This is a genomic window from Nonomuraea fuscirosea, assembly GCF_003001935.1.
Taxonomy (GTDB): Bacteria; Actinomycetota; Actinomycetes; order Streptosporangiales; family Streptosporangiaceae; genus Nonomuraea; species Nonomuraea fuscirosea.
Genome location: NZ_PVNG01000013.1, coordinates 231,164 through 256,040, shown reverse-complemented (window position 1 = coordinate 256,040; position 24,877 = coordinate 231,164). Strand labels below are relative to the sequence as shown.

Below are 24,877 nucleotides of genomic sequence, written 5' to 3'. Positions count from 1 at the left end.
TGACGGCTCAAAAGCTGACGGCTCAAAAGCTGACGCGCAGAAGCCGACGGCTCAGAAGAGGGTCAGCGGCTCGTCGGGGCTCTCCAGGGGCATCGGCTCGGGCAGCGGGGCCAGCGCGGGGACGCGGGCGCGCACCTCGTCGTGGAACCGGCGGGCCAGCCGCGGCGCCTCCGCGTTGTCCGGCGTGTGCACGAACACGGTGGGCGAGCGCCCCTCACGCAGCCACTCCGTCACCGTGTCCACCCACGGCCGCCAGCCCTCGACCGTCCGCTCCTCGTCGTCGCGGCCGAGGTAGCGGACGATCGGATGCCCGGTGAGGGCCCGGCTGCGGCGGGGCACGCGCGGCTTCTTCGTCCAGGCGTCACGCTCGGCGTCGCTGGTGGGCGGGCTGGCGAACATCACGGTCGTGTCGAACGGGACCCACTCGGCCGACACGGTGGCCAGCACCCGCTCCAGCAGCCGCGCCGAGCGCTCGTCCGCGAAGAAGGCGCGGTGCCGGACCTCGACGGCGTAGCGGTGCCCGCCGGGCAGCGCGCGCAGGAACGCGGCCAGGGCGCCCACGTCGGCGGGGGAGAAGGAGCCGGGAAGCTGGATCCAGAACGCGTGCACGCGCGGGCCCAGCGGCTCCATGACGTCCAGGAACGCGGCCACGTCCGCCTCGGCGCCCCTGAGGCGGCGTTCGTGGGTGATCGGCTTCGGCAGCTTGATCACGAACCGGAAGCCGGGATCGGTCTGGGCCGCCCAGGACTCCACCGTCGCCCGTGACGGGGTCGCGTAGAACGTGGTGTTGCCCTCCACGGCGTCGCACCAGCTCGCGTAGCCCCGCAGCCGGTTGGCCTGGTCGAGGTGGCCGGGCAGGAGACGTCCGCGCCAGCGCGCGTGCGTCCACATCGCGCATCCCACGTGAAGCCGCATGGATCCGACGTTAGCCGAGATCCGGCGACGGGACGCCGGGGCACTGACGGACCGGTGTCCCCGGCCGTCGTAAGGTGGGCGCATGGGCATGATCGGGACGGTCGGGCTGGTGCTGCATCCCCGGCGCGACTCCAAGCAGGCGATCGACACCATCCTGCGCTGGGCCGCCGGCAAGGGCGCCACCGTGCTCGGCCTGCCCGAGGAGGTGGGGCGCATCGACTGCACCGCCGTGCCGGTCGACGCCGCCAGCATGGTGGAGCGGGCCGACCTGATGGTGGGGCTCGGCGGCGACGGCACGATGCTGCGCACCATGCGGCTGCTGGCCGGGCGGCCGACCCCCATCCTGGGCGTCAACCTCGGCCGGCTCGGCTTCCTGGCCGAGATCGACGTGGACGAGCTGTCCGAGACGCTGTCGGCGATCGACGCGCACGAATACTCCATCGAGCCGCGCATGGCCATCCGCTGCACGGTGGCGGGCGCGAGCATGACGGCCTTCAACGACATCGCCCTCGTGCGGACGCCCGGCGACGGGCTGGCCGGAGTGTCCGTCACCCCGTCGGGGAGCCCCTTCGTCCGCTACGCCGCCGACGCCGTCATCGTGGCCACCTCCACCGGCTCGACCGCCTACAGCTTCTCCGCCGGAGGGCCGATCGTCTCGCCCAGGGTCGAGGCGATCCTCGTCGTGGCCGCCGCCGCCCACTCCTCCTTCAACCGGGCCCTGGTGCTGCCCGCGGACGAGGAGGTGACGCTGCAGGTGCTGTCGAGCAGCGGGCGGCTGGCGGTGGAGGTCGATGGAGCCGTGATGGGGCATCTGTGCCCCGGCGACAGCCTGACGGTCACCGCCTGGCCCGGCGCGGCCAACGTGGTCCGGGTGGGCACCACCTTCTACGAACGCGCCCGGCGCAAACTCCGGGTGGACGGCAGCGCCGAGGCCTACTGACGCCGGCGGGGCGTGAAGAAGCCGGTGTCGTCCGGCTGCGGCGCGAAGAAGCCGTCGTCTTTCTGCGGCGCGAAGAAGCCGTCGTCGTCGTCCTTCCGCGCCCGCCGATGCGAGCCGGCCCGTTCCCTGGGAGGCTCGTCGGGCGCGGACTCGGGCAGGTCGCGGTGCCGGGAGGCCGTCAGGGCGGCCAGGGCCGTGGTGATGGGGACGGCCGCGATGAGGCCGAGCGTGCCGACGATGCTGCGGACGATCTCCTGGGCGATGACCGGCGTCGTCATCACCTCGCCCAGCGGCTGCCGGCCGATGCTGAACAGCAGCAGCAGCGGCAGCGACGCACCCGCGTACGCCAGGATGATCGTGTTGATCACCGAGGCGATGTGCGCGCGCCCGATGCGGCCGGCCGCCCGGTAGAGGCGGGCGAAGCCGTAGGACGGGTTGGCGCGGGCGAGTTCGGCCACCGTCACCGCCTGGGTGACCGTGACGTCGTCGAGCACGCCGAGCGCGCCGATGATGATGCTGGCCAGCAGCAGCCCCTGCGTGTCGAGGGACAGGCTCATGTCCAGGGCGAGCGCGCTGTCGTCGGTGATCCCGTTGAGCCGGGCGAACCCCAGGGCCCCGTACGACAGCAGCCCCGTGAGCGCCAGGCTGGCCAGCGTGCCCAGCACCGCCACGGACGTGGACAGCGAGAACCCGTGGGTCAGGTAGAGGACCGCCAGCATGATCGCCGCCGCCCCCACGATGGCCACCAGCATGGGCGGCCGTCCCTCCAGGATCCCGGGGATGACGAACGTCAGCAGCAGCACGAACGTCACCGCCAGCCCCACCAGCGCCGTCACCCCGCGCCAGCGCCCGAACGCGATCACCGCCAGCGCGAACGCGGCCCCGAACAGCCACAACGGCGTCGCCCGGTCGTGGTCGGAGAGCTGGTAGGCCCCGTCCGGCCCGCGCAGCAGGATCACGTCGTCGTGCACGGTGAACCGCTGTGCCCCCGGCCCGCCGGGCAGCCGCAGCTCGACGTCCTTGCCCGCGTCGGGACCTTCGGAGACCTTGACGACGGCCCGGCCGCAGGTGGCGGGGTCGGGCGCGGGCAGCCCCTCGGAAGGCGCGGGGCAGCGGCCGAGCGTGACACCGACGACGGTGCCGGTGAGCCGCTCGACACCGGCCTCGGCGGGGACGGTGTCCTTGCCGCCGTCGGGCCACAGCCACAGCAGCGCGGTCAGAGTGATGACGGCCAGCGGCACCAGGACGGCAAGCCCGGCCACCACCGTGCGCCGCGAACCGGGTACGGCGGTGCCGTGGACGTGATTGGCGCCCATCGCGTGAAAGGTCCTCCTCGGCTGACGACGCAAGGACAGTACTGCACCCGGGCGTCCTGGGTAGGGCCAACGGCATGACCTGGCTGGTGGGCACCTCCGGATGGCAGTACAGGGACTGGCGCGGGCCCCTCTATCCGAAGGGCGTGCCGCAGCGGCTCTGGCTGGAGACGTACGCGGCGGAGTTCGCCACCGTCGAGAGCAACAACGCCTTCTACCGCCTGCCGAGCCCCGAGTCGTTCGCCGCCTGGCGCGACCGCACGCCGCCCGGCTTTGTGATGGCGGTCAAGGCGAGCAGGTTCCTCACCCACATCAAGCGGCTGGCCGACCCCGAGGAGCCGGTCGCGCGCCTGATGGGCGCCGCCTCGGAGCTGAAGGACAAGCTCGGCCCGATCCTGCTGCAGCTGCCGCCGACGCTGAAGGCCGACCCCGGCCGCCTCGACCGGTGCCTGTCCTGCTTCCCCGCCCACGTCAGGGTGGCCGTCGAGCCGCGCCACCCGTCCTGGTGGAGCGAGGAGGTGCGCGCGATCCTGACCGCCCGCTCGGCCGCCCTGTGCTGGGCCGACCGCCGCAGCCGCCCCACCGGCCCGCTCTGGCGTACGGCCGGCTGGGGCTACGTCCGCCTGCACGAGGGCCGCGCGGGCTACGAGTACGGCGAGCGCGCCCTGCGCACGTGGGCGGGCCGGATCCGCGAGGCCGGCTGGCCGGACGCCTGCATCTACTTCAACAACGACCCGGGAGGGGCTGCCGTGCGTAACGCGAGACGATTTGCCACACTCCTCTAGTGCTGCACACGCGTCTCTACCGGAACGGCGTCCTCGAGAAGGAAGGGTTCCCCGTCGAGGAGGTCTCCGACCATGTCCCGGACCGCGGCAACACGGTCTGGTTCGACCTGTGCGCCCCCACGCCGGCCGACCTCGCCCTGATCAGCGAGGAGCTGGGCCTGCACGAGCTGGCAGTCGAGGACGTCTTCTCCGACCACCAGCGGCCGAAGGTGGACGTCTACGACAACCACCTGTTCATCACCGTCTACGGGGTGCACTGCGTGGAGGGCAGGCTCCGCCCCGTCGAGGTCGACATCTTCGTCACCGCCAACGCCCTGGTCACCATCAGGGAGAACGCGAACTTCCCCATCGAGGAGGTGGTCAGGCGCTGGGACGCCGACTCCCGCATGGCCCGCCACGGCGTCACGTTCCTGCTGCACGGCCTGCTCGACTACGTCGCGGACAGTCAGTTCGAGCTGGTGCAGGACCTCGACGCGCAGGCGGAGGCGCTGGAGGACGACCTGTTCGAGGGCCAGGTGCGCGACCCCATGGAGCTGCAGCGCTCCATGTACGTCCTGCGCAAGAACACCACCAAGCTGCGCAAGATCGTCCTGCCGATGCGGGAGGTGATCGGCACCCTGATGCGCCGCGGCCAGGACATCGTCGCCGATCCCCAGATGACGCCCTACTACCAGGACGTCCTCGACCACGTCCTGCGCGCGACCGAGTGGGTGGAGGCGGTCCGCGACATGCTCGCGAACGCCGCCGATACCCGCCTGGCCCAGCAGGGCTTCCGGCTCAACGAGATCATGAAGCGGCTCACGGGCTGGGCCGCGATCATCGCGGTGCCCACCATGATCACCGGCTTCTACGGGCAGAACGTCCCCTATCCCGGCTCGGGGACGTCCTGGGGCTTCTGGGTGTCCACGGTCCTGGTGGCGGTGACGTCCGTGGCGCTCTACTCGGCGTTCAAGAAGAAGGACTGGTTGTAGGGCGGGGCGCAGGAGCCGCCCCGCGCGCCGGGCGTGAGCCGCAGCGTCAGGAGCACCTCGCCGCCGGCGGGGAAGAGGGGCAGGCAGCGCCCGCCGGAGATCACGGTCCTGCGCCCGATCGACGTCGTGAGCAGCGACAGCGACTCGTACGCGGCGGGCTCGGCCAGCACCAGCTTCCACAGGCCGCCGGGGAGCCGGACGCGCTCGCCCGGCACCGCGTAGTAGTCGAGCACGCCCTCGTTGCGCGAGAGCACCGCCCGCATGGTGAACCGGCGGCCCTCCACGGTGAACACCTCCGCGGAGGGCGCGCGGTAGATCGAATGCACGTACCCGATCGAGAAGCGGCCCCGGACGACGGGCAGGCCGTTCACGGTCAGGTGACCGGCGCCGCCGCCGGCGCCGAGCGCGGCGACGGCGGCCAGCGTCACGAGCAGCCGGGTCAGGCCTTCTCCTTGTAGTAGCGCGCCGCGCCGGGGTGCAGCTCGACCGGGGCCACCTGCTGGCCCAGCGCCGGGTCCAGCTTCTCGGCCTCCGGGTGCACGGCCGTCAGCTCGGCCTTCTTCTCGAAGAGCGTCTTGGTGATGTCGTAGGCGAGCTGCTCGTCCATCGAGTCGGGCACCAGCAGCACGTTCGCGATGCCGACCGTCTTGACCGCGCCGGTCAGCTTGTAGACCGTCAGGTCCACGTCCAGCGGGACGTACTGCTGGCCGTAGGTGGCCTGCATCTTCTGCAGCACGTCGGTGGTGTCGAGGATCTTGATGTCCGGCTTGCTCGCGGCCAGGTCGGTGATGCCCGCCGTGGGCAGGCCGCCGACCCAGAAGAAGGCGTCGATGGTGCCGTCCTTGGCGGCCTGCACCGACTCGTTGATCGACAGCTGCTGCTTGGTGATGTCGGCGTCGGGGTCGAGCCCGGCCGCCTCCAGCACGCGCCGCGCGATGACCTGGGTGCCGGAGTTGGCCGGCCCGAGCGAGACACGCTTGCCCTTCAGGTCGGCGACCCTGTTGGCGGCGACGCCGGGGGCGACCACCAGGTGGGTGTAGTTGTCGTAGATGCGGGCCAGCGCCTTGATCGGCTGCTTGCCGGTGAAGGTGTCCTTGCCGTTGACGGCGTCGGCGGCGGTGTCGGCCTGGGAGAAGCCGAGCTGGGCCTTGCCCGAGACCAGGAGCTTGATGTTCTCGACCGAGGCCGAGGTGACCGAGGCGGTGGCCTGGGTGCCGGGAATGTTCGCCGATAACTGCTTGGCCAGGCCGCCGCCGTACACGTAGTAGACGCCGGTCGTCCCTCCTGTGGCGATGAAGATCCGGTTGCCCGAGCCCCCTCCCGCGCCACCGCCTCCGCAACCCGCCGCCAACAGGACTGCGGCGGCGACGATCGTGAGTATCCGCTTCACGCTGGGTCCCTTCTCCTTCTTCTGACGAGATGCACGACGGCGGCCACCGCCAGGACGGCCAGACCGGCGACGATGGGAACGGGTTCGAGGAAGAGCAGGAGCACGGCGGCCACCGCCGCCAGCAGGCGTTCCGGCCAGGCGGCCATCCCGCCCGTGGCCACGGCCAGGGCGGCGACCGCGACCGCGGAGACGGCGGTCATCAGCAGCACGGTCCCGATCGGTCCCTGCCCGAGCAGCGCCTGCCCGTTCGGCGTCAGCACGAAGGCGAACGGCACCAGGAAGGCGGGCAGCGTGTACCGCCAGGTCATCATCATGGTCTTGTAGGTGTTGCCGCCGGTGATCGCCGCCGCCGCGACGGCCGACAGCGCGGTCGGCGGGCTCACCTCCGACAGCACCGCGTAGTAGAAGATGAACATGTACGCCTCGGGCCGGTCCACCCCGAGCTCGAAGAGCGCCGGCGCGATGATGACCGCCGTGATGATGAAGCTGGCCGTCACCGGCACGGCCAGGCCGAGCAGCAGCACCGCCAGCGCCGCCATGACGGTGGTGATGACCAGGTTGCCCGCGCCGACGCCGATGATGATGTCGGCCAGCTGCTGGCCGAGGCCGGTCAGCGTGATGGCGCCGACGATGATGCCGGCCGCGGCGCAGACCGCGGTCACGGGCAGCACCTCCAGGGTGCCCTTGGCCAGCGCCTGCCCGACCCGCTTGGGGCCCATCCGGTGCTTCGGGTCGAGGAACGACAGCAGGAACGCGACGGCCGTGGCGATCACCACCGACTGGAACGCCGAGCGTTCCATCGCCATCAGCACGACGATGAGGATGAGCGAGCTGAAGTGGTAGCCGAAGCGCAGCAGCAGCCGCCCGATCCTGGGCGCGTCCACGTCCACGGTGTGGGTGCCGAAGCGGCGCGAGTCGATCTCGATGGCCAGGAAGATGCCCAGGTAGTACAGGATCGTGGGGATCGTCGCGTACAGCAGGACCTGGAGATACCCCGTACCGAGGTATTCGGCGATGATGAACGCCGCCGCGCCCAGCGTGGGCGGCGACAGGATGGCGCCGATGCCCCCGGCCGCGAGGATCCCGCCGGCCGCCTCCTTCGGATAGCCGGCCCGCCGCAGCACGGGCCAGGCCACGCTGCCCAGGCTGACCGTGGTGGCCACGCCCGAGCCGGAGACGGTGCCGAGCAGGAATCCGGCCGTGGTGACCGTGCGGCCGGGGGCGGCCCGTGATCTGCGGAAGGCGGCGAAGCTCAGGTCGATGAAGAACTTGCTCGCGCCCGAGTGGTCGAGCACCGCGCCGTAGATCGTGAACAGGATGATGTAGCTGGCGGCGACCTGCATCGGCACCCCGAAGAAGCCCTCGGTGCCGGTGTAGAGCTGCGAGACGATCCAGTCGATCGGCAGGGCCGCGACGTAGTAGGTGTAGAGCAGGAACAGCACGCAGATGACGGAGAAGATCGCGCCGACGGTCCTGCGCACGGCCTCCAGCAGCAGCACCGTCAGCACCACGCCCGCCACGATGTCCAGGTCGGTCATCGCCGCGCCGGAGCCGCGCTCGCGGAAGGCGTCCATGTCGGCCAGCGGATGGAGCAGCACCGCCAGCGACGCCGCGGCCAGCAGCCAGTCGGCCACGGTCGGCCACTCCGTCCCGTCCTCGCGCGGGGCGGGCGCGGGACGCCGCAGCAGCCGGCGCACCCGCGCGGCCAGCCCCGAGCGGTAGCAGAGGAAGACCAGCGGCAGTGCCACCGCCAGGAACGTCATCCGGTGCTCGATCGCCTCCACCGGGCGGAACACCACCAGCAGCGAATAGACCGACAGCAGGCCGCCCACGACCCACACGCCGAGCCGGAGCGGCCCGGCCAGCCGCCGGGCCGGACGCTCCTGCTCGTGTGCCGAAAGTAACTCGGCCTCGCGGTCGCTCAGCTCGGTCAAGATCTTCCTCCCCGACACGGCGTTGCAGGGACTGTACGAGCCGGTTACGCGCTCAGGGAACCCTCCGTTATTAGATTGATCTCCAGCGATCAGCCGAACGGCCGTGATCTCGCGGCGAGCTGCTCGACCGGCACCTCGCCGGCCTGGCTCCCGTCGCGCATCCGCACCGACGCGCCCCCGCTCGCCGCCTCACGCGGTCCCACCACGAGCTGGTACGGCACCAGCCGGTGTGCCCTGATCCTGGCCCCCAGGCTGCCCCGGTCGGCCGGCGCCAGCTCCGCCCGCAGCCCCGCCGCCAGGCAGCGGCGCAGCACCTCGTCCGCGGCCGGCCGCTCGGCGTCCGACAGCGGCAGCACCACGGCCTGCACGGGCGCCATCCAGGCGGGGAACGCGCCGCCGTGCACCTCGACCAGATGCGCGACCAGCCGCTCGATGCCGCCGACGACGCTGCGGTGCACCATGACGGGCCGCCCGCCGCCCGCGTAACGCAGGTCGAAGCGCTCCGGCTGGAAGTAGTCCACCTGGACGGTCGACAGGGTGGACTCGCGGCCGGCCGGATCGGTGATCTGGATGTCGATCTTCGGGCCGTAGAAGGCGCCCTCGCCGTGCTCCTCGTCGTACGCGCGGCCCCGTTCCGCCAGCACCTCGCGCAGGAGCGACTCCGAGCGCGCCCACATGGCGGGGTCGTCCACGAACTTGGCGCCCTCGCCGCCCAGCGACAGCCGGTAGCGGGCGGCCTGGATGCCCAGCCGGTCGTGCGCCGCCTCGATCAGGTCGAGCGCGGCCGACACCTCCCGCGCGGCCTGCTCGGGCGCGCAGAAGACGTGGCCGTCGTTGAGCTGGATGGCCCGCACCCTGGACAACCCGCCGAGCACGCCGGACGGCTCGGAGCGGTACATGCCGCCCAGCTCGGCGATCCGCAGCGGCAGGTCACGATGGCTGCGCGGGCGCGAGCGGCAGATCAGCGCGTGGTGGGGGCACAGGCTCGGCCGCAGCACGAACTCCTCCCCGCCCACCCGCATGGGCGGCCACATGTCCTCGGCGTAGTGGGCCCAGTGGCCCGATCGCTCGTACAGCTCCCGTTTGCCCAGCACCGGCGAGTTGACGTGCTGGTAGCCGTTGCGGCGTTCCAGCTCGTACACGTAGCCCTCGATCGCCTTGCGCACCGCGGCGCCGGCGGGCAGCCAGTAGGGCAGGCCGGAGCCGATCAGCGGGTCGGTGTCGAAGATGCCCAGCTCGCGGCCGAGCCTGCGATGGTCGTTCATGATCATCCTTTCCAGGGAAAGGGCGAACGACCAGGCTCCCGGGCGTCCGCCCGGGAAGCATGCGATCAGCGCGCCGGGACGGTGTCCGGCGTCGTCGTGACGAGAGCGCGCTGCATGGGTACGACCCTAGCACCCGGCCTCCGGGGTTGTCCTCGGCCGGGATTCGGCAAAGCCACGGGCTGATTTCGGCAAATGATATAAAGAGCTGCATGAGCCGTAGCGGCGGAGGCCACAGCGGCGTGCACCGTGGCGGCGCGGACGGCGGGATCACCGTGGACGCGCGCCAGGTGCGGGCGTTCGCCGAGGTCGGCTACCAGGTCGCGGGCGGCGGCGGGGCCCACGGGGCGATGGCGGCGCTGCGCCGCGTGATCCCGCTCGACGCCTACGAGTTCGTCGCCTACGACCCCGCCACCGGGCGCCACCACAGCGTCGTCTCCGACGGTCATCCGCGCATCGACCACGACGCGGCGGAGGAGTACGCCGGACTCGAGGCCTGCCGCAGGGCCAGGGCCACCCGCGCGCCGGTCGGCATGCCCGAGCCGGGCACCGAGCGCTACTTCCGCCGCCACCTGGCCCCCTACGGCTGGCGGGCCGGGCTGACGGCGCCGCTCTTCCTCGACGACGGCCGCTACACGGGGCTGCTGCACCTCGCGACCAGAGACGCCTTCCCCCGTCGCACCGGAGCCCTGGTGAGCGCGGTCAGCCCGATGCTGGCCCACCTCACCGACCTCAACCGGTGCGTGATCGACCCGGTGGGGCTGCCGCCCGACTACCGCGCGGTGGCGTTCGACCGGCTCGGCACGCGGCGCGAGGTGCCGGGCCGCGAGCTCTCGGCCGCGCTGTGCGACGACCCGGCGATGGCCGCCTGCGCGCGGGAGTTCATCGACTCGCGCGAGCTCAGCCGGCACGGGCTCTGGCTCGGCGCCGACGGCCGCTGGCACGAGGTGCGGCTGCTGCGGGCGGGCGTCGGCTACCAGGGCACGCTGCAGGGGGCGGTGGCGGCCGAGCGGCCGTGCGTGCTGCCGTACGAGCTGACCGGCCGTGAGCTCGACGTGCTCACCCGGGTGGCGGCGGGCGACTCCAACCCGCAGATCGCGGCGGCGCTCGTGCTCAGCGTCCGCACGGTCACCACGCATCTGGAGCACATCTTCGCCAAGCTGGGCTGCGACAGCCGCACGCGCTTGACGACCAAGGCGCTGGCCGAAGGGCTGTGCCGGCTCGACGGCTGAAAACTTCTTCCCGGGCCTGTCCTTCTGCCGGGGCGCCGTTCGTCGTCATAGGGAAGCGGCGGACGGCGCCGTACGATCGACGACACGAGGAGAGCCGATATGAAGTACATGCTGCTCATCAACAGCCCCGCCACGCCGCAGGACGAGCCGGACCCCGAGGCGGCGTCGTTCGAGGAGTGGGTGACCTACGACAAGAGCGTCAGGGAGTCGGGCGTCCACGTCTCGGGCCACTCGCTGGCCGACCTGACCACCGCCACCGTCGTCCGGGTGAACGCGTCGGGGGAGCGGGCCGTCACCGACGGGCCGTTCGCCGAGACGCGGGAGGTGCTCGGCGGCTACTACGTGATCGACGTGCCCGACCTCGACGTGGCGCTCGACTGGGCGGCCCGCTGCCCGGGGGCGCGCGGCCGCGGCTCGGTCGTGGTCCGCCCGATCGCCGACTTCGACTGACGCGACCTGGCCGGAGGCGTGGGGGTGACGGCGGTGGTGGGCGAGGACCCGATGGACGCGACGGGGCCGGTCGAGGAGGTGGGGACCTCCGTCGAGGCGGTCTTCCGTGAGGAGCGGGGGCGGCTGCTCGCCGCCCTGGTCCGCCGCTTCGGCGATCTGGACCTGGCCGAGGAGGTCGCCTCGGAGGCGATCGAGGCGGCGCTGGTGCACTGGCCGGCCGGCGGGGTCCCGTCGAAGCCGGGCGCGTGGCTGCTCACCACCGCCAGGCGCAAGGCCGTCGACCGGCTGCGGCGCGACCGCGCGTACGCCGCCCGCCTCGCCGTCCTCCAGGTCGAGGCCGACCGCGCCGCCCCCGCCCCGGCCGCCGACGCCGGAGAAGAGCTGCCCGACGAGCGGCTGCAGCTCTTCTTCACCTGCGCCCACCCCGCCCTGCCCGCCGAGGACCGCATCGCGCTGACCCTGCGCTGCCTGGCCGGCCGTACCACCCCGGAGGTCGCGCGCGCCCTCCTGCTCCCGCCCGCCACCATGGCCAAGCGGATCGTCAGGGCCAAGAAGAAGATCCGCGAGGCGCGCATCCCGTTCCGCGTGCCGGGCGCGGACGAGCTGCCCGACCGGCTGCCCGGCGTGCTCCAGGTGATCTACTCGATCTACACCGAGGGGTACGCGGCCAGCTCGGGGCCCGGCCTGCTCCGGGTCGACGTGGCCGAGGAGGCCATCCGGCTGGCCCGGATCCTGCGCCGGCTGCTGCCCGGCGAGCGTGAGGTGGCCGGGCTGCTCGGGCTGATGCTGCTCACCCACGCCCGCCGCGCCGCCAGGATCGGCCCCGGCGGCGAGCTGGTGCTGCTCGGCGACCAGGACCGCGCGCTGTGGGACCGGCCGATGATCGAAGAGGGGCAGGCGCTGGTGGTCACCGCCCTCACCGGCGGCTCGCCAGGGCCGTACGGCGTGCAGGCCGCCATCGCCGCCCTGCACGACGAGGCCCCCGACTGGCCGGCCACCGACTGGCCGCAGATCGTGGCCCTGTACGACGTGCTGCTCGCGCTCGCGCCCTCCCCGGTGGTGGCGCTCAACCGGGCGGTGGCGGTGGCCATGCGCGACGGGCCGGAAGCGGGGCTCGCGTTGCTCGACGAGCTGGCCGGGGAGCAGCGGTTGCGCGGTTACCACCCGTACGCGCTGGCCCGGGCCGACCTGCTGCGGCGGCTGGGCCGCCGCGACCAGGCGGCCGCGGCCTACCGCGAGGCGCTCGCTACGGCCGGCACCGAGCCCGAGCGGGCCCATCTGCGCCGCAGACTGCGGTCCTGCGAGTGAGCATCCGCCCGGTCAGCAGTGGGCGACGCCGGGGTACGGGTCGGTCGACGTCCACACGTTGACCGCGGCCACGTAGCCCCAGCGGCCGTTCACGTCGCCGTAGGTGTAGTACCAGATGCTGTTGCCGCCGCCGTGCCGCTGGCCGGAGACGTAGCACTTGAAGTAGCTGAACGTCGTGAGCAGGCGGTCGACCACGGTCTCCGGGTTGCCGCCGGGCTTGGTGTAGCCGGCCGACGCGTAGATCAGCGCGTTGGCCGCGTTGCCGCAGTAGAGGTTCCCGCTGCTCGCGTAACACTCCGCGGCGGCCGCGCTGCTCGTCTCTGTGCCGGTCGCGGCCTGTGCCGGCGACGCGCAGGACGCCGCCAGCGCCGCGCCCGAGACGACCGCCGCGAGAGCCGCTTTGCCGAACTTCCCCATCGTTGTCTCCCCACCGTAGGACCGGACGGGAGGCAACGCTACGACGCGCCCCTCGGGCCAGGAACCCCGGAGAACCGGGGTGAAGCGGCCATGAAGCCGATCTGAAACCCCGGCGCTCGTTCTTCGTGTCAGGGTGGTTCCGGTCGCCCACCCGTCTCGCGAATCCGGGGAAACCGATGAAGAGAATCCTGCCGGCCCTCGTCCTCGTCCTGGCGGCCCTGGCGGCGCCCGCGCAGCCGGCCCTGGCGGGGGATGCTCGGGCGATGCCCCGGCCTCCCGCCGTCATCTTCGACACCGACATGGACTTCGACGACGCGGCCACCCTGGCCTACCTGTCCCAGGAGCACAGGGCCGGGCGGATCGACCTGCGCGCCATCACCGTCACCGAGGCCGGCGCCGGGTTACCCGGCCGGGCCATCCGGCACGCGAGGTGCCTGGCCCAGCGGCTCGGCCTGCGCGGCGTGGCCGTCGCCGACTCCCCGGCCACCGGCCCCGACTCCTTCCCCGCCGACCTGCGGCAGCTGTTCGACCGGGTGCTCACCGCGGCCACCCCCGGCTGCGCCGGCGACGAGACGCCGTCGCGGACCCGTGCCCCCGAGCTGATCAGGCGGCTGGTGCGAGCCGAGCCCTCGATCCAGATCATCGCCACCGGCCCGCTGACGAACGTGGCCGCCGCGCTGCCGTACTCCGCCGCCCGGCTGACCACGATGGGCGGGGCCGTGGCCGTCGGCGGGAACCTGTGCTGCGGCACGCCGCCCGAGTTCGACGGGAGCCAGGAGTTCAACTACTGGCTCGATCCGGCCGCCGCGCGGGCCGCACTGACCCGCAGCCGCGGGAGCGTCCGCATGGTGTCGCTCGACGCCGCCAACCAGGTGCCGATCACCGCCGCCTTCCTGGACCGGCTCGCCGCCGACCACGCCGCCGCGGCCGCGGACACCGTACTGGAGATCGTCACCCATCCCGAGGTGCGGCCGCTGATCGACGCCGGCCTGCTCTACTGGTGGGACCCGCTGGCCGCGATGAGCGCCGTGCACCCCGGGCACGTCACGTTCACCGCCGGCCGGGTGGACGTGGTGACCGACGGCCCCTCGGCCGGGCGCACCGTCCTGTCACCTTCGGGCCGCCTGCTCCAGTACGGCACCGCGGCCGGCACCGCCGCCTTCGAGCGGCGCTTCCTCGACACCCTGAACGGCCGCACCTGACGCGTCGGCACAGTCAGACGGCCACGCCGGCGGGCACGTGGGCGTGCAGCAGTTCGAACCAGACGGTCGTGGTGCCGGACTCGCGGGTGAAGCCCCAGCGGTGGCTGAGCGCCTCGATCAGCGGCAGGCCGCGGCCGCTGGTGGACTGCGTGCTCGTCCGGCACACGCACGGCGGCCCGTCGGAGCCGGCGTCCGACACGAACACCCGCACCCCCGTCTCCGAACTGGCCACCGTCACCGTGAACAAGCCCCCGGCGCCGGACCTGGTGTGCAGGATCGCGTTCGTGGCCAGCTCGCTGGTGAGCAGCACCACGTCGTCGTAGAGCGGATGATCGCGGCCCAGTACCGCCGTGACGAGCTCCCTGGCCCTGGACACCTGGGAGGGCACCCCGCGCAGCCGGACCACGTGATCACCTGGATCTGGCCGGTCGTCCTCGTCTGCGTGGTGCGGAATCGGCGCTGCCACGGTGACCTCCCCCAGAACCGGCGACGTTATGAGACGCGCCAGGGGTGGGGTGGAGATTATCGCGAAAAGGTAGGAATGGGCTTTCCCAAGGTCCGTATTTACCCCCGGGGAGGTCGGTTTCGCGGGTGGGGACGCCGACCGAGTACGCTGCGATCGACGAGTCGTCTAGGCCCGTGGGGGAACAGGAGGTCGCGTGAGCAGCCTGGAGGCCGTCTGGGTGCAGCCGTACGAGCTGCCGGGAGCGGCGGTCGTGACCGGCGTCTTCGACATCCTGCACGTGGGCCATGTGCGCTACCTCGGCGCGGTGGCGGCGCGCGGGCTGCCGCTGGTCGTGGGCGTCGAGGACGATCCGCGCGTGCGCGCGTGGAAGGGGCCGACCCGCCCGTTCAACCCGTCGGCGGAGCGGGCCGAGGTGCTCGCCGCGCTCCGGTTCGTGACGGGGGTCTTCGTGGTCAAGGGCCCGCCCGAGGCGCACGGGCCCGACGACTACATCGACCTGCTCGCCCCGATGCGCCCGGCCGCGCTCGCCCACACGGCGGGCGACCCGCACGCCGGCGCCCGCGCGGCGGCGGCCGCGATCCTGGGGGCGGAGTGCTGGGAGCTGGAGGCCATCCCCGACCGCTCGACCACCCGCATCGTCAACGCCGCCGGCAAGGGCTGACCCGCGTTCCCACCACCATGGGGCGGGTTGCTCGGCAGCTCATCGGCCATGATCGCGTAATCTGTCGTGACATGACAGCCGACCTCGTAGCCAGACGGGTGACGAACCTGCTGGCGCCCCAGGTGCTGGTGATCGTCATGCCACCGCTGGTCGGACTGCTCGCCCAGGGGTGGAGGGGCGCCGCCTGGGGCCTGGTGGCGTCGGCGTTCTGCGGTGGCGTGCCGGCGGCGGTGATCGCGCTGGGCGTGCGCTCGGGACGCCTCGACTCCCACCACATCGTCGACCGCGCCCGCCGCACCGGCCCGCTGCTCGCGGCCGCCGCGGCCGTGCTGGTGGCACTGGCGCTGCTCGTCCTGATGGGCGCGCCCACCCTGCTGGTGGCGACCGTGACCGCGATGCTGGTGGCGCTGGCGGTGACCGTCCCCATCACCCTGCGGTGGAAGATCTCCTTCCACGCCGCCGTGTCCGCCGGCACGGTGGTGGTGTTCGCGCACGTCCTGCCCGTGTGGCCGGCCGTGCTCGCCGGAGCCGCCGTCGTGGCGCTGGTGTGCTGGGCCAGGGTACGGCTCACGCACCACACCTGGCCCCAGGTCGCCGCCGGCGCCGCCGTGGGCACGCTCACCACCTGGGCCACTCTGAGCGCCTTCGGCCTCAGCTGATTCCTTCCCGGAATAGGGAGGGAGCCGCCGGGGTTGCCGCGAACATGGATGTCACGAACCGCGGCCGGGTGCGCGTGGAGCGCACCGCCAAGCGTGTGCGGACCTACCTCGGCGGCCGGGTGGTGGCCGACACCACCTCCGCCCTGCTCGTCTGGGAAGTCCCGTACTATCCCGCCTACTACTTCCCGCTCGCGGACGTGGACGAGTCCGCGCTGAAGCCCACCGGGGCCACCCAGCACTCGCCGAGCAGGGGCGACGCGGTGGTCTACACGGTCACGTCCGGGTCCTCCGAGGCCGTGGACGGGGCGCTGGCCTATCCCGACTCGCCGCTGGAGCAGATCCGCGGCCACGTCCGCTTCGACTGGGACGCCATGGACGCCTGGTTCGAGGAGGACGAGGAGGTGTTCGTCCACCCGCGCAACCCGTACACGAGGGTGGACATCCTGAGCAGCTCGCGCCACGTGCGGGTCGAGGTGGACGGCGTCACCGTCGCCGACTCCCACAGCCCGCGCATCCTCTTCGAGACGGGCCTGCCCGCCCGCTACTACCTGCCGAAGACGGACGTACGCCTCGACCTGCTCGAGCACACCGACACCGTCACCCACTGCCCGTACAAGGGCAGCGCCGAATACTGGACGGTCAACGGCCAGAAGGACCTCGCCTGGTCCTACCGCACACCGCTGCCGGAGAGCGAGAAGGTGGCTGGGCTGGTCGCGTTCTACAACGAGAAGCTCGACATCTACGTCGACGGGGAGCTTGAGGAGCGCCCGAAGACGATGTTCTCCTGATCAGAGCGCTGTTCCCGCTGGTGACCGTACCCGTGAACCTCGCCGAGTGTTCGGAGGGTCCAGCGCCACCAACGGTTCCGCGCCGGGCTGCCCATGACGAAGGGTTCCGCCGCCGCTCGGAGGAGGTGACGGCGCCCATCGGTGCCGAGACCCCAAGGGTCACCACCGGACGGGGTCTCGGCTCCGGGGCCGCTCTCGGCGTCCGGCCACGCCGCCCACCGCCGGGCCTGCAGCGCTGAGGTGATGCGGTCAGGCGGGCAGGTCCCACCGCAGGCTGGGCGCGGTCACACGTCCAGGGAAACCCACTGCCGCTCAGGCGTCACCGTAAGGGTGAACTCCGACGGATGGGGCTTCCCGGCATCGAGCCACGCCGTCAGGACCTCCTCGACCGCGTCCCACGAGCGATGCGGTCCATCCTGGTGCACCACCCACTCACCCGCCCCTGACGGCTCGACATCGGCGTGTGACCCGCTCTCCACATCATGAAGGGCCAGAATGCTGCCGTTGGCCCAGCCATGTTGCGCCTGGGGGACGGCGAGCTGGGCCACGAACAGCGCCGTGTCATCCCGCAGTAGCTCCGGGTCGAGCATGGTGCGACTCACCTCGCCGACGCCCAAGGTCATGACTCCAGCGGCGGCGCGGCGTGCGGCCGGGCCGGCATGAAGAACACGGTGTCGGGCAGGAACCGCCCGCTCGCGGTGCCGTCCTGCGCCACCCGCAGGTGCGCGAACGCGGCCCCGCCGGTCCAGCCGAGCATCGGTGTGGTGATCGTCCCTCCCGGACGGATCTGCTCCCAGGCGAGCGGGATCGTCCGCACGGCGCAGGTGGCGATCAGCCGGTCGTACGGGGCGTTACACGGGTGGCCGTTCAGCCCGTCGCCCTCGACGAGCGCGGGCCGGTAGCCGGCGAGCGTGAGCGCCGTCCTGGCCCGGCCGGCGACATCCGCGTCGTACTCGATGGAAGTGACGGCGCCGGCGCCGAGCCGGTGACAGATTAGCGCCGTGGAGTAACCGGTGCCGGTGCCGACCTCCAGCACCTGGTCACCCTCGGCGACGCCGGCGTCTTAAAGCATCCGTACGACCAGGCTGGGCTGAGTGGACGACGACGTCGGCCGCTCGACGGGTACAGGGACGGGCGCGGCGTCCCCGGCCATGACGCCGGCCACCTGGGTCACCCACGTCCTGTCGGAGTAGGCGAGAGCCAGCCACTCCGCCCGGCTCATCTCGGACCGGCGGACGGGCGCCCAGCCCTCGGCGCCGTCGCGGTAGAGGGCGTCGCCGAGGAACAGCTCGCGTGGCACCGCATCGACCGCCCTCCTCCAGGCCGCGCAGCCATCGATGGCGGCCGCGAGGTCAGCACGCGGTTTCGCGGCCTGATCGTTCATCCGGCCCATCCTTCCAGCAGCGTGTCCGCGAACGCGGCCTAGAGGCCGCGTGGGTCCGACGTGTCTTCCCGATCTTCACGGGTGTGTCGGTGAAGCCGGTCAGGCACGCGCTCCGGAACGGGAAGCGGCCCCGTGATCGCGGGGCCGCTTCTGTCTTGTCTGCTTCGCCAACGGCGTCCCACGCGGGTGGCCGGACGCTCCGGACTTCTCAGGAGGCGGTCCAGTGGGGGTCGCGGCCGAGGTAGCGCAGGAGGGCCGCCACGTCGTCGTCGCCCTCCTCCGGCGTGAGGGCGGCGGCGTAGGCGCCCCACGCGCGCAGCGGCTCGACGATCTCCTCGGCCACCTTCATCAGCGGCCGGGCCAGCTCGGGGGTGAGCGGCGATGACTGGCCGGTCGCCATGGCGATGTCCCAGGCGTGCACGCCGGCGTCGAGCGCGCACGCCGCCGAGCCGGACCAGGGCGACATCTTGTGCGGCGGCACCGGCGTCGGCACCTCCTCCGCCTCGCGGTCCACCCCGGCCCACGCCCGCGCCGAGCGGCCCAGGGCGTCTTCCAGGACCGCCGCCGGGTCCCCGTCCAGCTCGCCCGAGGGCTCGAACGGGTTGAACGCAGGGCCGGGCTCGCCGGTCAGGGCGGAGGCGAAGCCGATCTGGTCGCCGACGGCGTGCTGGAAGACCTGGGCGAGGTTCCAGTCGGCGCAGGGCGTCGCGCGGGTCCAGTCGTCCTGGCCCACGCCGCTCACGGCCTGGCGCAGCGCGTCGTGGGCGGCGTCGAGGGCGGTCCAGCCGGTGACGATCTTGCTGCTCATGAGGAGCCCCTTCCGTTCGTGTGTCTTCACTTTATCAGAACGGAATGCTTTGTTCCACTCTTTGACGCCGCCGGTTCGGCGCCGGTGCGCGGGTGGAGTGGAGCAAACGTCCGCTGAGTCGGGCATGCGGTGCATGCCCGACTCAGCGTGGGGGCAGATGATGTGCCTTAGGCGTCTTTTTCGGTTTTTTCGAACTGTGGGGATCAGGTGAGCAGGCGGGTGAGGACCCGGGTGCCGAACTCCAGGCCCTCCACCGGCACCCGCTCGTCCTTGCCGTGGAACATCCCGAAATAGTCGAGATCGGGCCGGAGCATGAGAGGCGCGAAGCCGTACCCCTTGATGCCGATCCTGGCGAACGACTTGGCGTCCGTGCCGCCCGCCATCACGTACGGCACCGGCCGGGCCCGCGGGTCCTCGGCCACGAGCGCGCCCGCCAGCTCGTCGAAGAACGCCGACGGGTACGGCGCGTCCGGCGCGTCCTCCAGGTTGACGAACTCCCGGGTGATCTTCGGGCCGAGCAGCTCGTCGATCGTCTCCAGGAACTCCTGCTGCAGCCCCGGCAGGTAACGCCCGTCCACGTGGGCCCCGGCCGTCGAGGGCACCACGTTCACCTTGTAGCCGGCGTCCAGCATCGTCGGGTTGGCCGAATTGCGGATCTGGCTCTTGAACAGATTGCCGAGCTGCCCAAGCCGGGCCGCCTCGGCGTCCAGGCGGTCGAGGTCGATCGGCTGCCCGGTGATCTCCGACAGGCTCTCGACGAGCGCCGCGACCGACGGCGTCAGGCGTACCGGCCACCGGTGGGCGGCCACCCGCGACAGGGCGTGCACGAGCGTCGCGACCGGATTGTCCACGGGGGGCCTGGAGCCGTGGCCGGCCACGCCGTGCGCGGTCAGCCGCATCCAGGCGGTGCCGCGTTCGCCCACCGCGATCGGGTACACCCGGTGATCGCCGGCGGCCACGCTGAAACCGCCGGACTCGCTGATCGCCTCGGTCACGCCGTCGAACAGCTCGCGGTGCTCGGTGACCGCGTGCCGGGAGCCGTAGTCGCCGGTGGCCTCCTCGTCCGCCAGGAACGCCAGCACCAGGTCCCGCCGGGGCCGCACACCCCTGGCCGCCAGGTCCAGCACCGTGGCCAGGGTCATCGCGCACGAGCCCTTCATGTCGACCGCGCCCCGGCCGTACACGCAGCCGTCCGTGATCTCTCCCGAGAACGGGTGCATCCGCCACTCGGACGGGTCGGCGGGCACCACGTCGAGATGGCCGTGCACGAGCAGCGCGTCGGGGGAGTCGCCGGCGATCCTGGCCACGACCGTGGTCCGCTTCGGCGCCGACTCGAACACCACCGGCTCCAGCCCGGCGTCGGCCAGCAGCGTGGCCACGTACTCCGCGGCCGGGCGCTCCCCCGAACCGGGATTGGTGGTGTCGAACCTGATCAGATCCGAGCAGATCTCGGCGACGCTCTTCACTCTCTTCCCTTCAGTGTCAGTGGCGGCACCCCGGGCGTCTCCATGTCGAAGATCAGCCCGTAGAAGGCCAGCTCGGCCTCCAGCACCGCGACGATGGTCTCCTCCCTGCGCCAGCCGTGCTGCTCGCCGGGGAAGGTCAGCAGGGCCCACTCCTTGCCGTGCCGGTCGAGCTCGGCGGTGAACCGCTCGGCCTGGCCGACGTCCACGATCGCGTCCTCCAGGCCGTGCAGCATGAGGCACGGGCCGGACGCCTTGAAGGCGTTCAGCAGCGGGGAGCGTTCCGTGTAGCGGTCCCGGGTCTCCGGCAGCGGGCCCACCAGGCCGTCGAGGTAGCGGGACTCGAAGTCGTGCGTCTCGGCCGCCCAGCTCTCCGGGTCGGTGATCGCGTAGTGCGCGACGCCGCCGGCGAACACGTCACTGTGAACGAGCGCCGCGACGGTGGTCCAGCCGCCCGCGCTGCCGCCCCTGATCGCGAGCTTGGCGGCGTCGGCCCGGCCCATCTCCACCAGGCCGCGCGCCACCTTGGCGCAGTCGTGCACGTCCACCACGCCCCACTGGTGGCGCAGCCGCTCCCGGTAGGCGCGGCCGTAGCCGGTCGAGCCGCCGTAGTTCACCACGGCCACGCCGATGCCTCTGCTGGTGAAGTACGCGATCTCCAGGTCGAGCATGATCGGCATGTTCCCCGTCGGGCCGCCGTGCACGAAGATCACGTACGGGCTCGGCCCCTGCTCACCGGCCGGCGGATACAGGTGCGCGTGCACGCCCTCGACGGTCACGGCCTCGGGAGTGGGCAGCAGGTCGCGGTCGGGGAGCGGCTTGGGCGCCGACACCACCTCGTGCGCGCCGTCGTCCAGGCCGACGAGCGTCACCTCCAGCGGCGTGTACGGCGTCGCCCCCACCGCCGCCGCCCGGCCGCCCGCCACGGACACCGTCGAGGCCCAGTGGGTGGCCGCCTCGCCCAGCTCGCGCAGCTCGCCGCTGGCGGGGTCGAGCACGCCCAGGCGGCGGCGGTCGGCGGTGCCGTGCACGACGACGAGGCGGCCGTCGTCGGCGACGGCGAAGCAGGCCAGTCCCGGTTTCCAGGCGGCGGCGCCGAACTCCAGCTCCATCGGGGTGAGGTTGCGGGCGGGGGAGCCGTCCAGGGGGATGAGATGGACATTCCACCAGCCGGTGGGGTCCGTGACCGCGTACAGGGCGGTGGCGTCGCGCCACTCGGCCTGCGTCACCGACTCGGCCGGGCCGCCCGCCAGCACTCGGTACGGGCCGGCGGTGTCGTCCTCTCGCAGCTCGGCCACGCACAGTTCGGTGCCGTCCCAGGGCATGTTGGGGTGGTTCCAGCCGATCCAGGCGACATGATGCCCGTCGGGCGAAATACGGGGATTCATCAGGAAATGTTGGGCTTTGGTGATGACTCTGGTCGGGCCCCCGTCCAGCGGGACCGCCACCAGGTCGCGCGCGTCGTCGATCTCCCTGACCGCCCACACCTCGTCCCGGCCAGGCGGGAGGTAGAGGTCGCCGTAGCGGGACGGGCCGGCCTCCGTCAGCGGCACGGGGGTGTCCCCGTCCAGGCGGTACAGGCGCTGGTCGGACCAGTTCGTGAACACCAGGCCGCCGCCGGGCAAGGGGCGCCATGAGCGGCCGCCGTACTCGATGAGGCGGTTGCGCGCGTTCCACCCCTCGGGCAGCGCGTCCACGCGGGAGCCGTCCGGCAGGCGGCGCACCACGCAGCGCCGGCCGCCCTCGTGCGGGCGCGGCTCGTCCCACCAGACCTCGACGCCGGAGGGCGTGTCCACCGCCTCGACCCACTGGGGGCCTCCGTCGGTACGGGCCACGTCGATCGGTCGAATGCTCATCAACTCACCAATTGCCGTTGGTACAGGGAGGAAGGGGGAACTCGGGTGGATGCACGACGTACACGATGCCGCCGCTGCCCGAGCTCCTGAGCCACACGTGCTCGAACGCCGCCCTCGGATAGACCCGGCGCACCTCGGAGTCGCGGGGCGCGGCCGGGTCGTTCACGATCACGTCGCCCTCGGCGGTGAAGCCGGTGACGACCATGATGTGGCCGCTGGTCGTGTAGCAGGAGCCGGGCAGCTCATGGGCCTTGAACGACTGCGAGGTGATCACCGGGATCCCGGCCCGGACGAACCGCTCCAGCTCCGCCGCCGACCGCAGCCGCGTGACGAATCCGGACAGACCGTACCGGCCCGCGTAGGCCACGTTGAACGCCCAGTTGCCGGTGCCCTGGTAGCTCACGTCGTACGTGCCCGCCGCCGCGTGATCCACACCCGGCGCCGGATCGCCGTCACCCACCCAGGCCAGCTCGCCTGGGCTCGGCCCTCGTCCCCAGAACTCCAGCACCATCGCCGTCGAGGCGGGAGCACACCAGTTGGCGCCGCCGCCGTCGAGGTGGGGGTGGTGACCGGCGTGCGTGTGCTGCGACCGCCGCGGCACCACCAACTCCACGGCCCCACCGACCGCTGACCCCGGACCGGGGGGCCCAGGGTCGGGTACCGCTGGACCGGGCATCCCAGGATCGGGCATGCCAGGACAGGACACCGCTGGACCGGGCGTCCCAGGACGGGGCACCGCTGGACCCGGTACCGCAGGACCGGGCACCTTCGGATCGAGCGTCCCAGGGGCTGGTATTGCTGGACCGGGCATGCCAGGACGGGACACCGCAGGACCGGGCACCCTCGGATCGGGCGTCCTAGGGTCTGGTACTGCTGGGCCGGGTATCCCAGGACGGGGCACCGCAGGATCGGGCACCGCTGGACCGGGCATGCCAGGACGGGGCACCGCAGGATCGGGCACCGCTGGACCGGGCATGCCAGGACGGGACACCGCTGGACCGGGTACCGCAGGACCGGGCAGCCTCGGATCGGGCGTCCCAGGGTCGGATAGCGCTGGGCCGGGCACCCCAGGGCCGGGCACCCCAGGGCCGGGCACCCCAGGACCAGGCACCCCAGGACCAGGCACCCCAGGACCGGGCATCGCAGGACCGGCCGGTCCTTGATCGGGGAAGCCTGTGCCGGGTGCGACTGAATCGGGAAGGTTCGTGCCTAGGTGGGGCGGATCGGGGAGGTCCGTGGCGGGTGGGGCTGGGGCGAGATCGGGCTGGTGTCGTGGGGGCGCAGAGGCCATCGCGCCCAGCCCGGTCAGGCGGGCGTCCGTGCCGTGCAGGGTCACCCGCAGTTGGTACGCCACCACCGGTCGCCTGGCCACGAACGTGTCCACGGCCACGTCCCCGTCCTCGTCACCCTGGCCGGGCACCGAGGTACGCGGCTCGCCGTGTTCGGACCAGCGGCCCATCACGTACCACTTGGTCAGCCCGCCGGCCGCGGTCCTGGCACGCAGCTCGACCTCGATCCAGGAACCGGGCGCGGTGCGCGCGGTCCACGACGGCACGATCTGGGTGGCCTCGAAGCCGATCGCGCGCTCCTCGCCGATCCACACGTGCGCAGGGGTCTCTGGCAGAGCGAACCGGGTGAAGGCGACGCGGGCCAGATCGACGGTGAGCACCAGGCACATTGTGCTTTCGTGCTCCATGTCGCACATCGGATGTTTTACGTACCAGCCGGTCATACGCCGGCCCGATTGTGTCAGTGATCATCTCTATGGTGCCGGTCATGACATCCGCACTGCAGACACACCCCTACGCGGGCCCCGCCATCTCCGGCGCTGGCCGCACCACCCTCTCCACCGGCCGCACCGCCTCCTGCCCGAGCCGCACCGCCTCGTGCGCGGACCTTGCCGCTTCATGCACGGGACTCTCCTCCTCCTGCGCGGGCCCTTCCACGCTGACCGGTAGCAGACCCGGAAGCTCGCATCCCGGCGACGCGGCGTTACCCGGCTCCCTGACCCACCCAAAGCCATCCGGTGCAGCGCTGCCATCGCCCGCATCCGGGCCGCCTGCCGTGGCCGGCACGGCACTCGGGGCACGAGCGGGCGAGAGCGCATGCCAGGGGTGGCACGACCCCAAGGGCTCATGCAGCGTGCACAAGCACGTGCTAACGACCCGGACCACGGCACGCACGGCGGTGGAGGCGACTCCGTGACCGCCGACCAGCCGACCACCCGCAGAACGACCACGGTGCCGGTGGGCCGGGGGGTGTCCGACCGGGAGGCGGGTGTCCGGGGGACAGCGGCTCGGAACACGGGGGCGTCGGCGTCGGCGGAAATGGGTGCGACTTCGCCGTCCACAGGGGCGACGGCGGGCTCGATCAGAGGGAGTTCAGCGGGGATGGCTTGGCGGGGCGGGATCTCGGCGGGGATGGGTTCGCAGCACGGAGCCTTGACGGAAGCAGGTTCGGGTGCTGCCGGCTCGGCAGGGACTGGTCCGAGTGATGTGCATTCGGCCGGGATGGGTTCGCGGCACATGGGCTCGGCCGGGGCGGGTTCAAGGAATGAAGGTTCGGCGGGGACTGGTTCGAGTGATGCGGGTTCGATAGGGATGGGTGCGCAGCACGGGGGCTTGGCGGGGACGGGTTCAAGGGACGGAGGTTCGGCCAGGACCGGATCGAGTC

General features: G+C 72.3%; 24 protein-coding genes and 1 pseudogene. 10 read left to right on the top strand and 15 right to left on the bottom strand.

From position 1 onward, the window contains the following. Window positions 1–51: 51 nt before the first annotated feature. Window positions 52–915, bottom strand: coding sequence for a DUF72 domain-containing protein (locus tag B0I32_RS29360; protein WP_106245258.1), 864 nt, complete (start codon window positions 913–915; stop codon window positions 52–54). A gap of 82 nt (window positions 916–997) precedes the next feature. On the opposite strand from B0I32_RS29360, the gene B0I32_RS29355 reads away from it, so the two are divergent. Next, window positions 998–1,855, top strand: coding sequence for an NAD(+)/NADH kinase (locus B0I32_RS29355; protein WP_181307907.1), 858 nt, complete (start codon window positions 998–1,000; stop codon window positions 1,853–1,855). Here the strand turns inward: B0I32_RS29355 and B0I32_RS29350 are convergent. Next, window positions 1,849–3,171: a YibE/F family protein gene (locus B0I32_RS29350; RefSeq protein WP_106245256.1), complete on the bottom strand. Its 1,323-nt coding sequence runs from the start codon at window positions 3,169–3,171 to the stop codon at window positions 1,849–1,851. The genes B0I32_RS29355 and B0I32_RS29350 overlap by 7 nt on opposite strands. Before the next feature lie 74 nt (window positions 3,172–3,245). Between B0I32_RS29350 and B0I32_RS29345 the strand changes: the two genes are divergently transcribed. Then, window positions 3,246–3,953: a DUF72 domain-containing protein gene (locus B0I32_RS29345; protein WP_106245255.1), complete on the top strand. Its 708-nt coding sequence runs from the start codon at window positions 3,246–3,248 to the stop codon at window positions 3,951–3,953. Then, window positions 3,953–4,924 (top strand): magnesium transporter CorA family protein, encoded by a 972-nt coding sequence (locus B0I32_RS29340; protein ID WP_106245253.1) that lies wholly within the window; start codon window positions 3,953–3,955, stop codon window positions 4,922–4,924. The genes B0I32_RS29345 and B0I32_RS29340 overlap by 1 nt, the downstream gene beginning before the upstream one ends. On the opposite strand, the gene B0I32_RS29335 is transcribed toward B0I32_RS29340, so the two are convergent. From B0I32_RS29335 to thrS, 4 genes are all read right to left on the bottom strand, one after another. Next, entirely contained in the window at window positions 4,891–5,352 is a 462-nt protein-coding gene (locus tag B0I32_RS29335) for a DUF1850 domain-containing protein (RefSeq protein WP_106245251.1), read from the bottom strand. The genes B0I32_RS29340 and B0I32_RS29335 overlap by 34 nt on opposite strands. 11 nt (window positions 5,353–5,363) lie before the next feature. Continuing rightward, window positions 5,364–6,314, bottom strand: a complete 951-nt coding sequence (locus tag B0I32_RS29330) for a TAXI family TRAP transporter solute-binding subunit (protein ID WP_106245249.1) — start codon at window positions 6,312–6,314, stop codon at window positions 5,364–5,366. Beyond that, window positions 6,311–8,248: a TRAP transporter permease gene (locus B0I32_RS29325; protein ID WP_219912045.1), complete on the bottom strand. Its 1,938-nt coding sequence runs from the start codon at window positions 8,246–8,248 to the stop codon at window positions 6,311–6,313. Before B0I32_RS29325 ends, B0I32_RS29330 begins: the two co-directional genes overlap by 4 nt. Window positions 8,249–8,337: 89 nt before the next feature. After that, complete coding sequence (gene thrS / locus B0I32_RS29320) at window positions 8,338–9,528, bottom strand: threonine--tRNA ligase (protein WP_281262625.1); 1,191 nt, start codon at window positions 9,526–9,528, stop codon at window positions 8,338–8,340. Between the two features lie 194 nt (window positions 9,529–9,722). Between thrS and B0I32_RS29315 the strand changes: the two genes are divergently transcribed. The 3 genes from B0I32_RS29315 (at window position 9,723) to B0I32_RS29305 (ending at window position 12,500) form a co-directional block, all read left to right on the top strand. Next, entirely contained in the window at window positions 9,723–10,742 is a 1,020-nt protein-coding gene (locus tag B0I32_RS29315; RefSeq protein WP_106245244.1) for a helix-turn-helix transcriptional regulator, read from the top strand. Window positions 10,743–10,841: 99 nt separating this feature from the next. Next, window positions 10,842–11,192 carry a YciI family protein gene (locus B0I32_RS29310; RefSeq protein WP_106245242.1) on the top strand — a complete coding sequence of 117 codons (351 nt, stop codon included), beginning with the start codon at window positions 10,842–10,844 and terminating at the stop codon, window positions 11,190–11,192. A gap of 24 nt (window positions 11,193–11,216) precedes the next feature. Further along, window positions 11,217–12,500: an RNA polymerase sigma factor gene (locus B0I32_RS29305; RefSeq protein ID WP_245956103.1), complete on the top strand. Its 1,284-nt coding sequence runs from the start codon at window positions 11,217–11,219 to the stop codon at window positions 12,498–12,500. A gap of 12 nt (window positions 12,501–12,512) precedes the next feature. On the opposite strand, the gene B0I32_RS29300 is transcribed toward B0I32_RS29305, so the two are convergent. Next, window positions 12,513–12,917: a hypothetical protein gene (locus B0I32_RS29300; protein ID WP_106245240.1), complete on the bottom strand. Its 405-nt coding sequence runs from the start codon at window positions 12,915–12,917 to the stop codon at window positions 12,513–12,515. 176 nt (window positions 12,918–13,093) lie between these two features. Between B0I32_RS29300 and B0I32_RS29295 the strand changes: the two genes are divergently transcribed. Next, the gene (locus B0I32_RS29295; RefSeq protein WP_106245238.1) at window positions 13,094–14,119 is read left to right on the top strand and encodes a nucleoside hydrolase; all 1,026 of its coding nucleotides are present in this window, start codon (window positions 13,094–13,096) and stop codon (window positions 14,117–14,119) included. 13 nt (window positions 14,120–14,132) lie between these two features. Here B0I32_RS29295 and B0I32_RS29290 read toward each other — a convergent pair whose 3' ends face one another. Further along, a complete protein-coding gene (locus B0I32_RS29290; protein ID WP_245956102.1) occupies window positions 14,133–14,585 on the bottom strand; it encodes an ATP-binding protein in 453 nt (150 codons plus the stop codon). Between the two features lie 193 nt (window positions 14,586–14,778). On the opposite strand from B0I32_RS29290, the gene B0I32_RS29285 reads away from it, so the two are divergent. From B0I32_RS29285 to B0I32_RS29275, 3 genes are all read left to right on the top strand, one after another. After that, on the top strand, window positions 14,779–15,246 hold the full coding sequence (locus B0I32_RS29285) for an adenylyltransferase/cytidyltransferase family protein (protein WP_106245235.1): 468 nt from the start codon (window positions 14,779–14,781) through the stop codon (window positions 15,244–15,246). A 71-nt stretch (window positions 15,247–15,317) separates the two neighbouring features. Continuing rightward, window positions 15,318–15,905, top strand: coding sequence for a hypothetical protein (locus B0I32_RS29280; protein WP_106245233.1), 588 nt, complete (start codon window positions 15,318–15,320; stop codon window positions 15,903–15,905). 44 nt (window positions 15,906–15,949) lie between these two features. Beyond that, window positions 15,950–16,693: a DUF427 domain-containing protein gene (locus B0I32_RS29275; RefSeq protein WP_106245231.1), complete on the top strand. Its 744-nt coding sequence runs from the start codon at window positions 15,950–15,952 to the stop codon at window positions 16,691–16,693. 284 nt (window positions 16,694–16,977) lie between these two features. Here B0I32_RS29275 and B0I32_RS57935 read toward each other — a convergent pair whose 3' ends face one another. From B0I32_RS57935 to B0I32_RS29250, 7 genes and pseudogenes are all read right to left on the bottom strand, one after another. Further along, on the bottom strand, window positions 16,978–17,316 hold the full coding sequence (locus tag B0I32_RS57935) for a hypothetical protein (RefSeq protein WP_181307906.1): 339 nt from the start codon (window positions 17,314–17,316) through the stop codon (window positions 16,978–16,980). Then, window positions 17,313–17,732 (bottom strand): annotated as a pseudogene (locus B0I32_RS57930) (methyltransferase domain-containing protein); the annotation flags it as partial. The gene B0I32_RS57935 and the pseudogene B0I32_RS57930, both read right to left, overlap by 4 nt. A 24-nt stretch (window positions 17,733–17,756) precedes the next feature. Then, window positions 17,757–18,077 (bottom strand): methyltransferase domain-containing protein, encoded by a 321-nt coding sequence (locus B0I32_RS57925; protein ID WP_181307902.1) that lies wholly within the window; start codon window positions 18,075–18,077, stop codon window positions 17,757–17,759. Between the two features lie 208 nt (window positions 18,078–18,285). Next, the gene (locus B0I32_RS29265; protein ID WP_106245230.1) at window positions 18,286–18,885 is read right to left on the bottom strand and encodes a TIGR03086 family metal-binding protein; all 600 of its coding nucleotides are present in this window, start codon (window positions 18,883–18,885) and stop codon (window positions 18,286–18,288) included. A 203-nt stretch (window positions 18,886–19,088) separates the two neighbouring features. After that, window positions 19,089–20,351 (bottom strand): M20/M25/M40 family metallo-hydrolase, encoded by a 1,263-nt coding sequence (locus B0I32_RS29260; protein WP_106245228.1) that lies wholly within the window; start codon window positions 20,349–20,351, stop codon window positions 19,089–19,091. Then, window positions 20,348–22,204: a dipeptidyl-peptidase 5 gene (locus tag B0I32_RS29255; RefSeq protein WP_181307900.1), complete on the bottom strand. Its 1,857-nt coding sequence runs from the start codon at window positions 22,202–22,204 to the stop codon at window positions 20,348–20,350. Before B0I32_RS29255 ends, B0I32_RS29260 begins: the two co-directional genes overlap by 4 nt. Before the next feature lie 4 nt (window positions 22,205–22,208). Next, the gene (locus B0I32_RS29250) at window positions 22,209–22,805 is read right to left on the bottom strand and encodes a peptidase C39 family protein (RefSeq protein WP_245956101.1); all 597 of its coding nucleotides are present in this window, start codon (window positions 22,803–22,805) and stop codon (window positions 22,209–22,211) included. Window positions 22,806–24,877 lie beyond the last annotated feature (2,072 nt).

Excerpts from the sequence above, each read along its gene's own strand:
- B0I32_RS29255 (WP_181307900.1), bottom strand. The coding sequence starts at position 22,204 with ATGAGCATTCGACCGATCGACGTGGCCCGTACCGACGGAGGCCCCCAG.
- B0I32_RS57935 (WP_181307906.1), bottom strand. The coding sequence starts at position 17,316 with ATGACCTTGGGCGTCGGCGAGGTGAGTCGCACCATGCTCGACCCGGAG.
- B0I32_RS29355 (WP_181307907.1), top strand. The coding sequence starts at position 998 with ATGGGCATGATCGGGACGGTCGGGCTGGTGCTGCATCCCCGGCGCGAC.
- B0I32_RS29295 (WP_106245238.1), top strand. The coding sequence starts at position 13,094 with ATGAAGAGAATCCTGCCGGCCCTCGTCCTCGTCCTGGCGGCCCTGGCG.
- B0I32_RS29345 (WP_106245255.1), top strand. The coding sequence starts at position 3,246 with ATGACCTGGCTGGTGGGCACCTCCGGATGGCAGTACAGGGACTGGCGC.
- B0I32_RS29315 (WP_106245244.1), top strand. The coding sequence starts at position 9,723 with ATGAGCCGTAGCGGCGGAGGCCACAGCGGCGTGCACCGTGGCGGCGCG.
- B0I32_RS29360 (WP_106245258.1), bottom strand. The coding sequence starts at position 915 with ATGCGGCTTCACGTGGGATGCGCGATGTGGACGCACGCGCGCTGGCGC.
- B0I32_RS29280 (WP_106245233.1), top strand. The coding sequence starts at position 15,318 with ATGACAGCCGACCTCGTAGCCAGACGGGTGACGAACCTGCTGGCGCCC.
- B0I32_RS29265 (WP_106245230.1), bottom strand. The coding sequence starts at position 18,885 with ATGAGCAGCAAGATCGTCACCGGCTGGACCGCCCTCGACGCCGCCCAC.
- B0I32_RS57925 (WP_181307902.1), bottom strand. The coding sequence starts at position 18,077 with ATGAACGATCAGGCCGCGAAACCGCGTGCTGACCTCGCGGCCGCCATC.
- B0I32_RS29275 (WP_106245231.1), top strand. The coding sequence starts at position 15,950 with ATGGATGTCACGAACCGCGGCCGGGTGCGCGTGGAGCGCACCGCCAAG.
- B0I32_RS29300 (WP_106245240.1), bottom strand. The coding sequence starts at position 12,917 with ATGGGGAAGTTCGGCAAAGCGGCTCTCGCGGCGGTCGTCTCGGGCGCG.
- B0I32_RS29350 (WP_106245256.1), bottom strand. The coding sequence starts at position 3,171 with ATGGGCGCCAATCACGTCCACGGCACCGCCGTACCCGGTTCGCGGCGC.
- B0I32_RS29310 (WP_106245242.1), top strand. The coding sequence starts at position 10,842 with ATGAAGTACATGCTGCTCATCAACAGCCCCGCCACGCCGCAGGACGAG.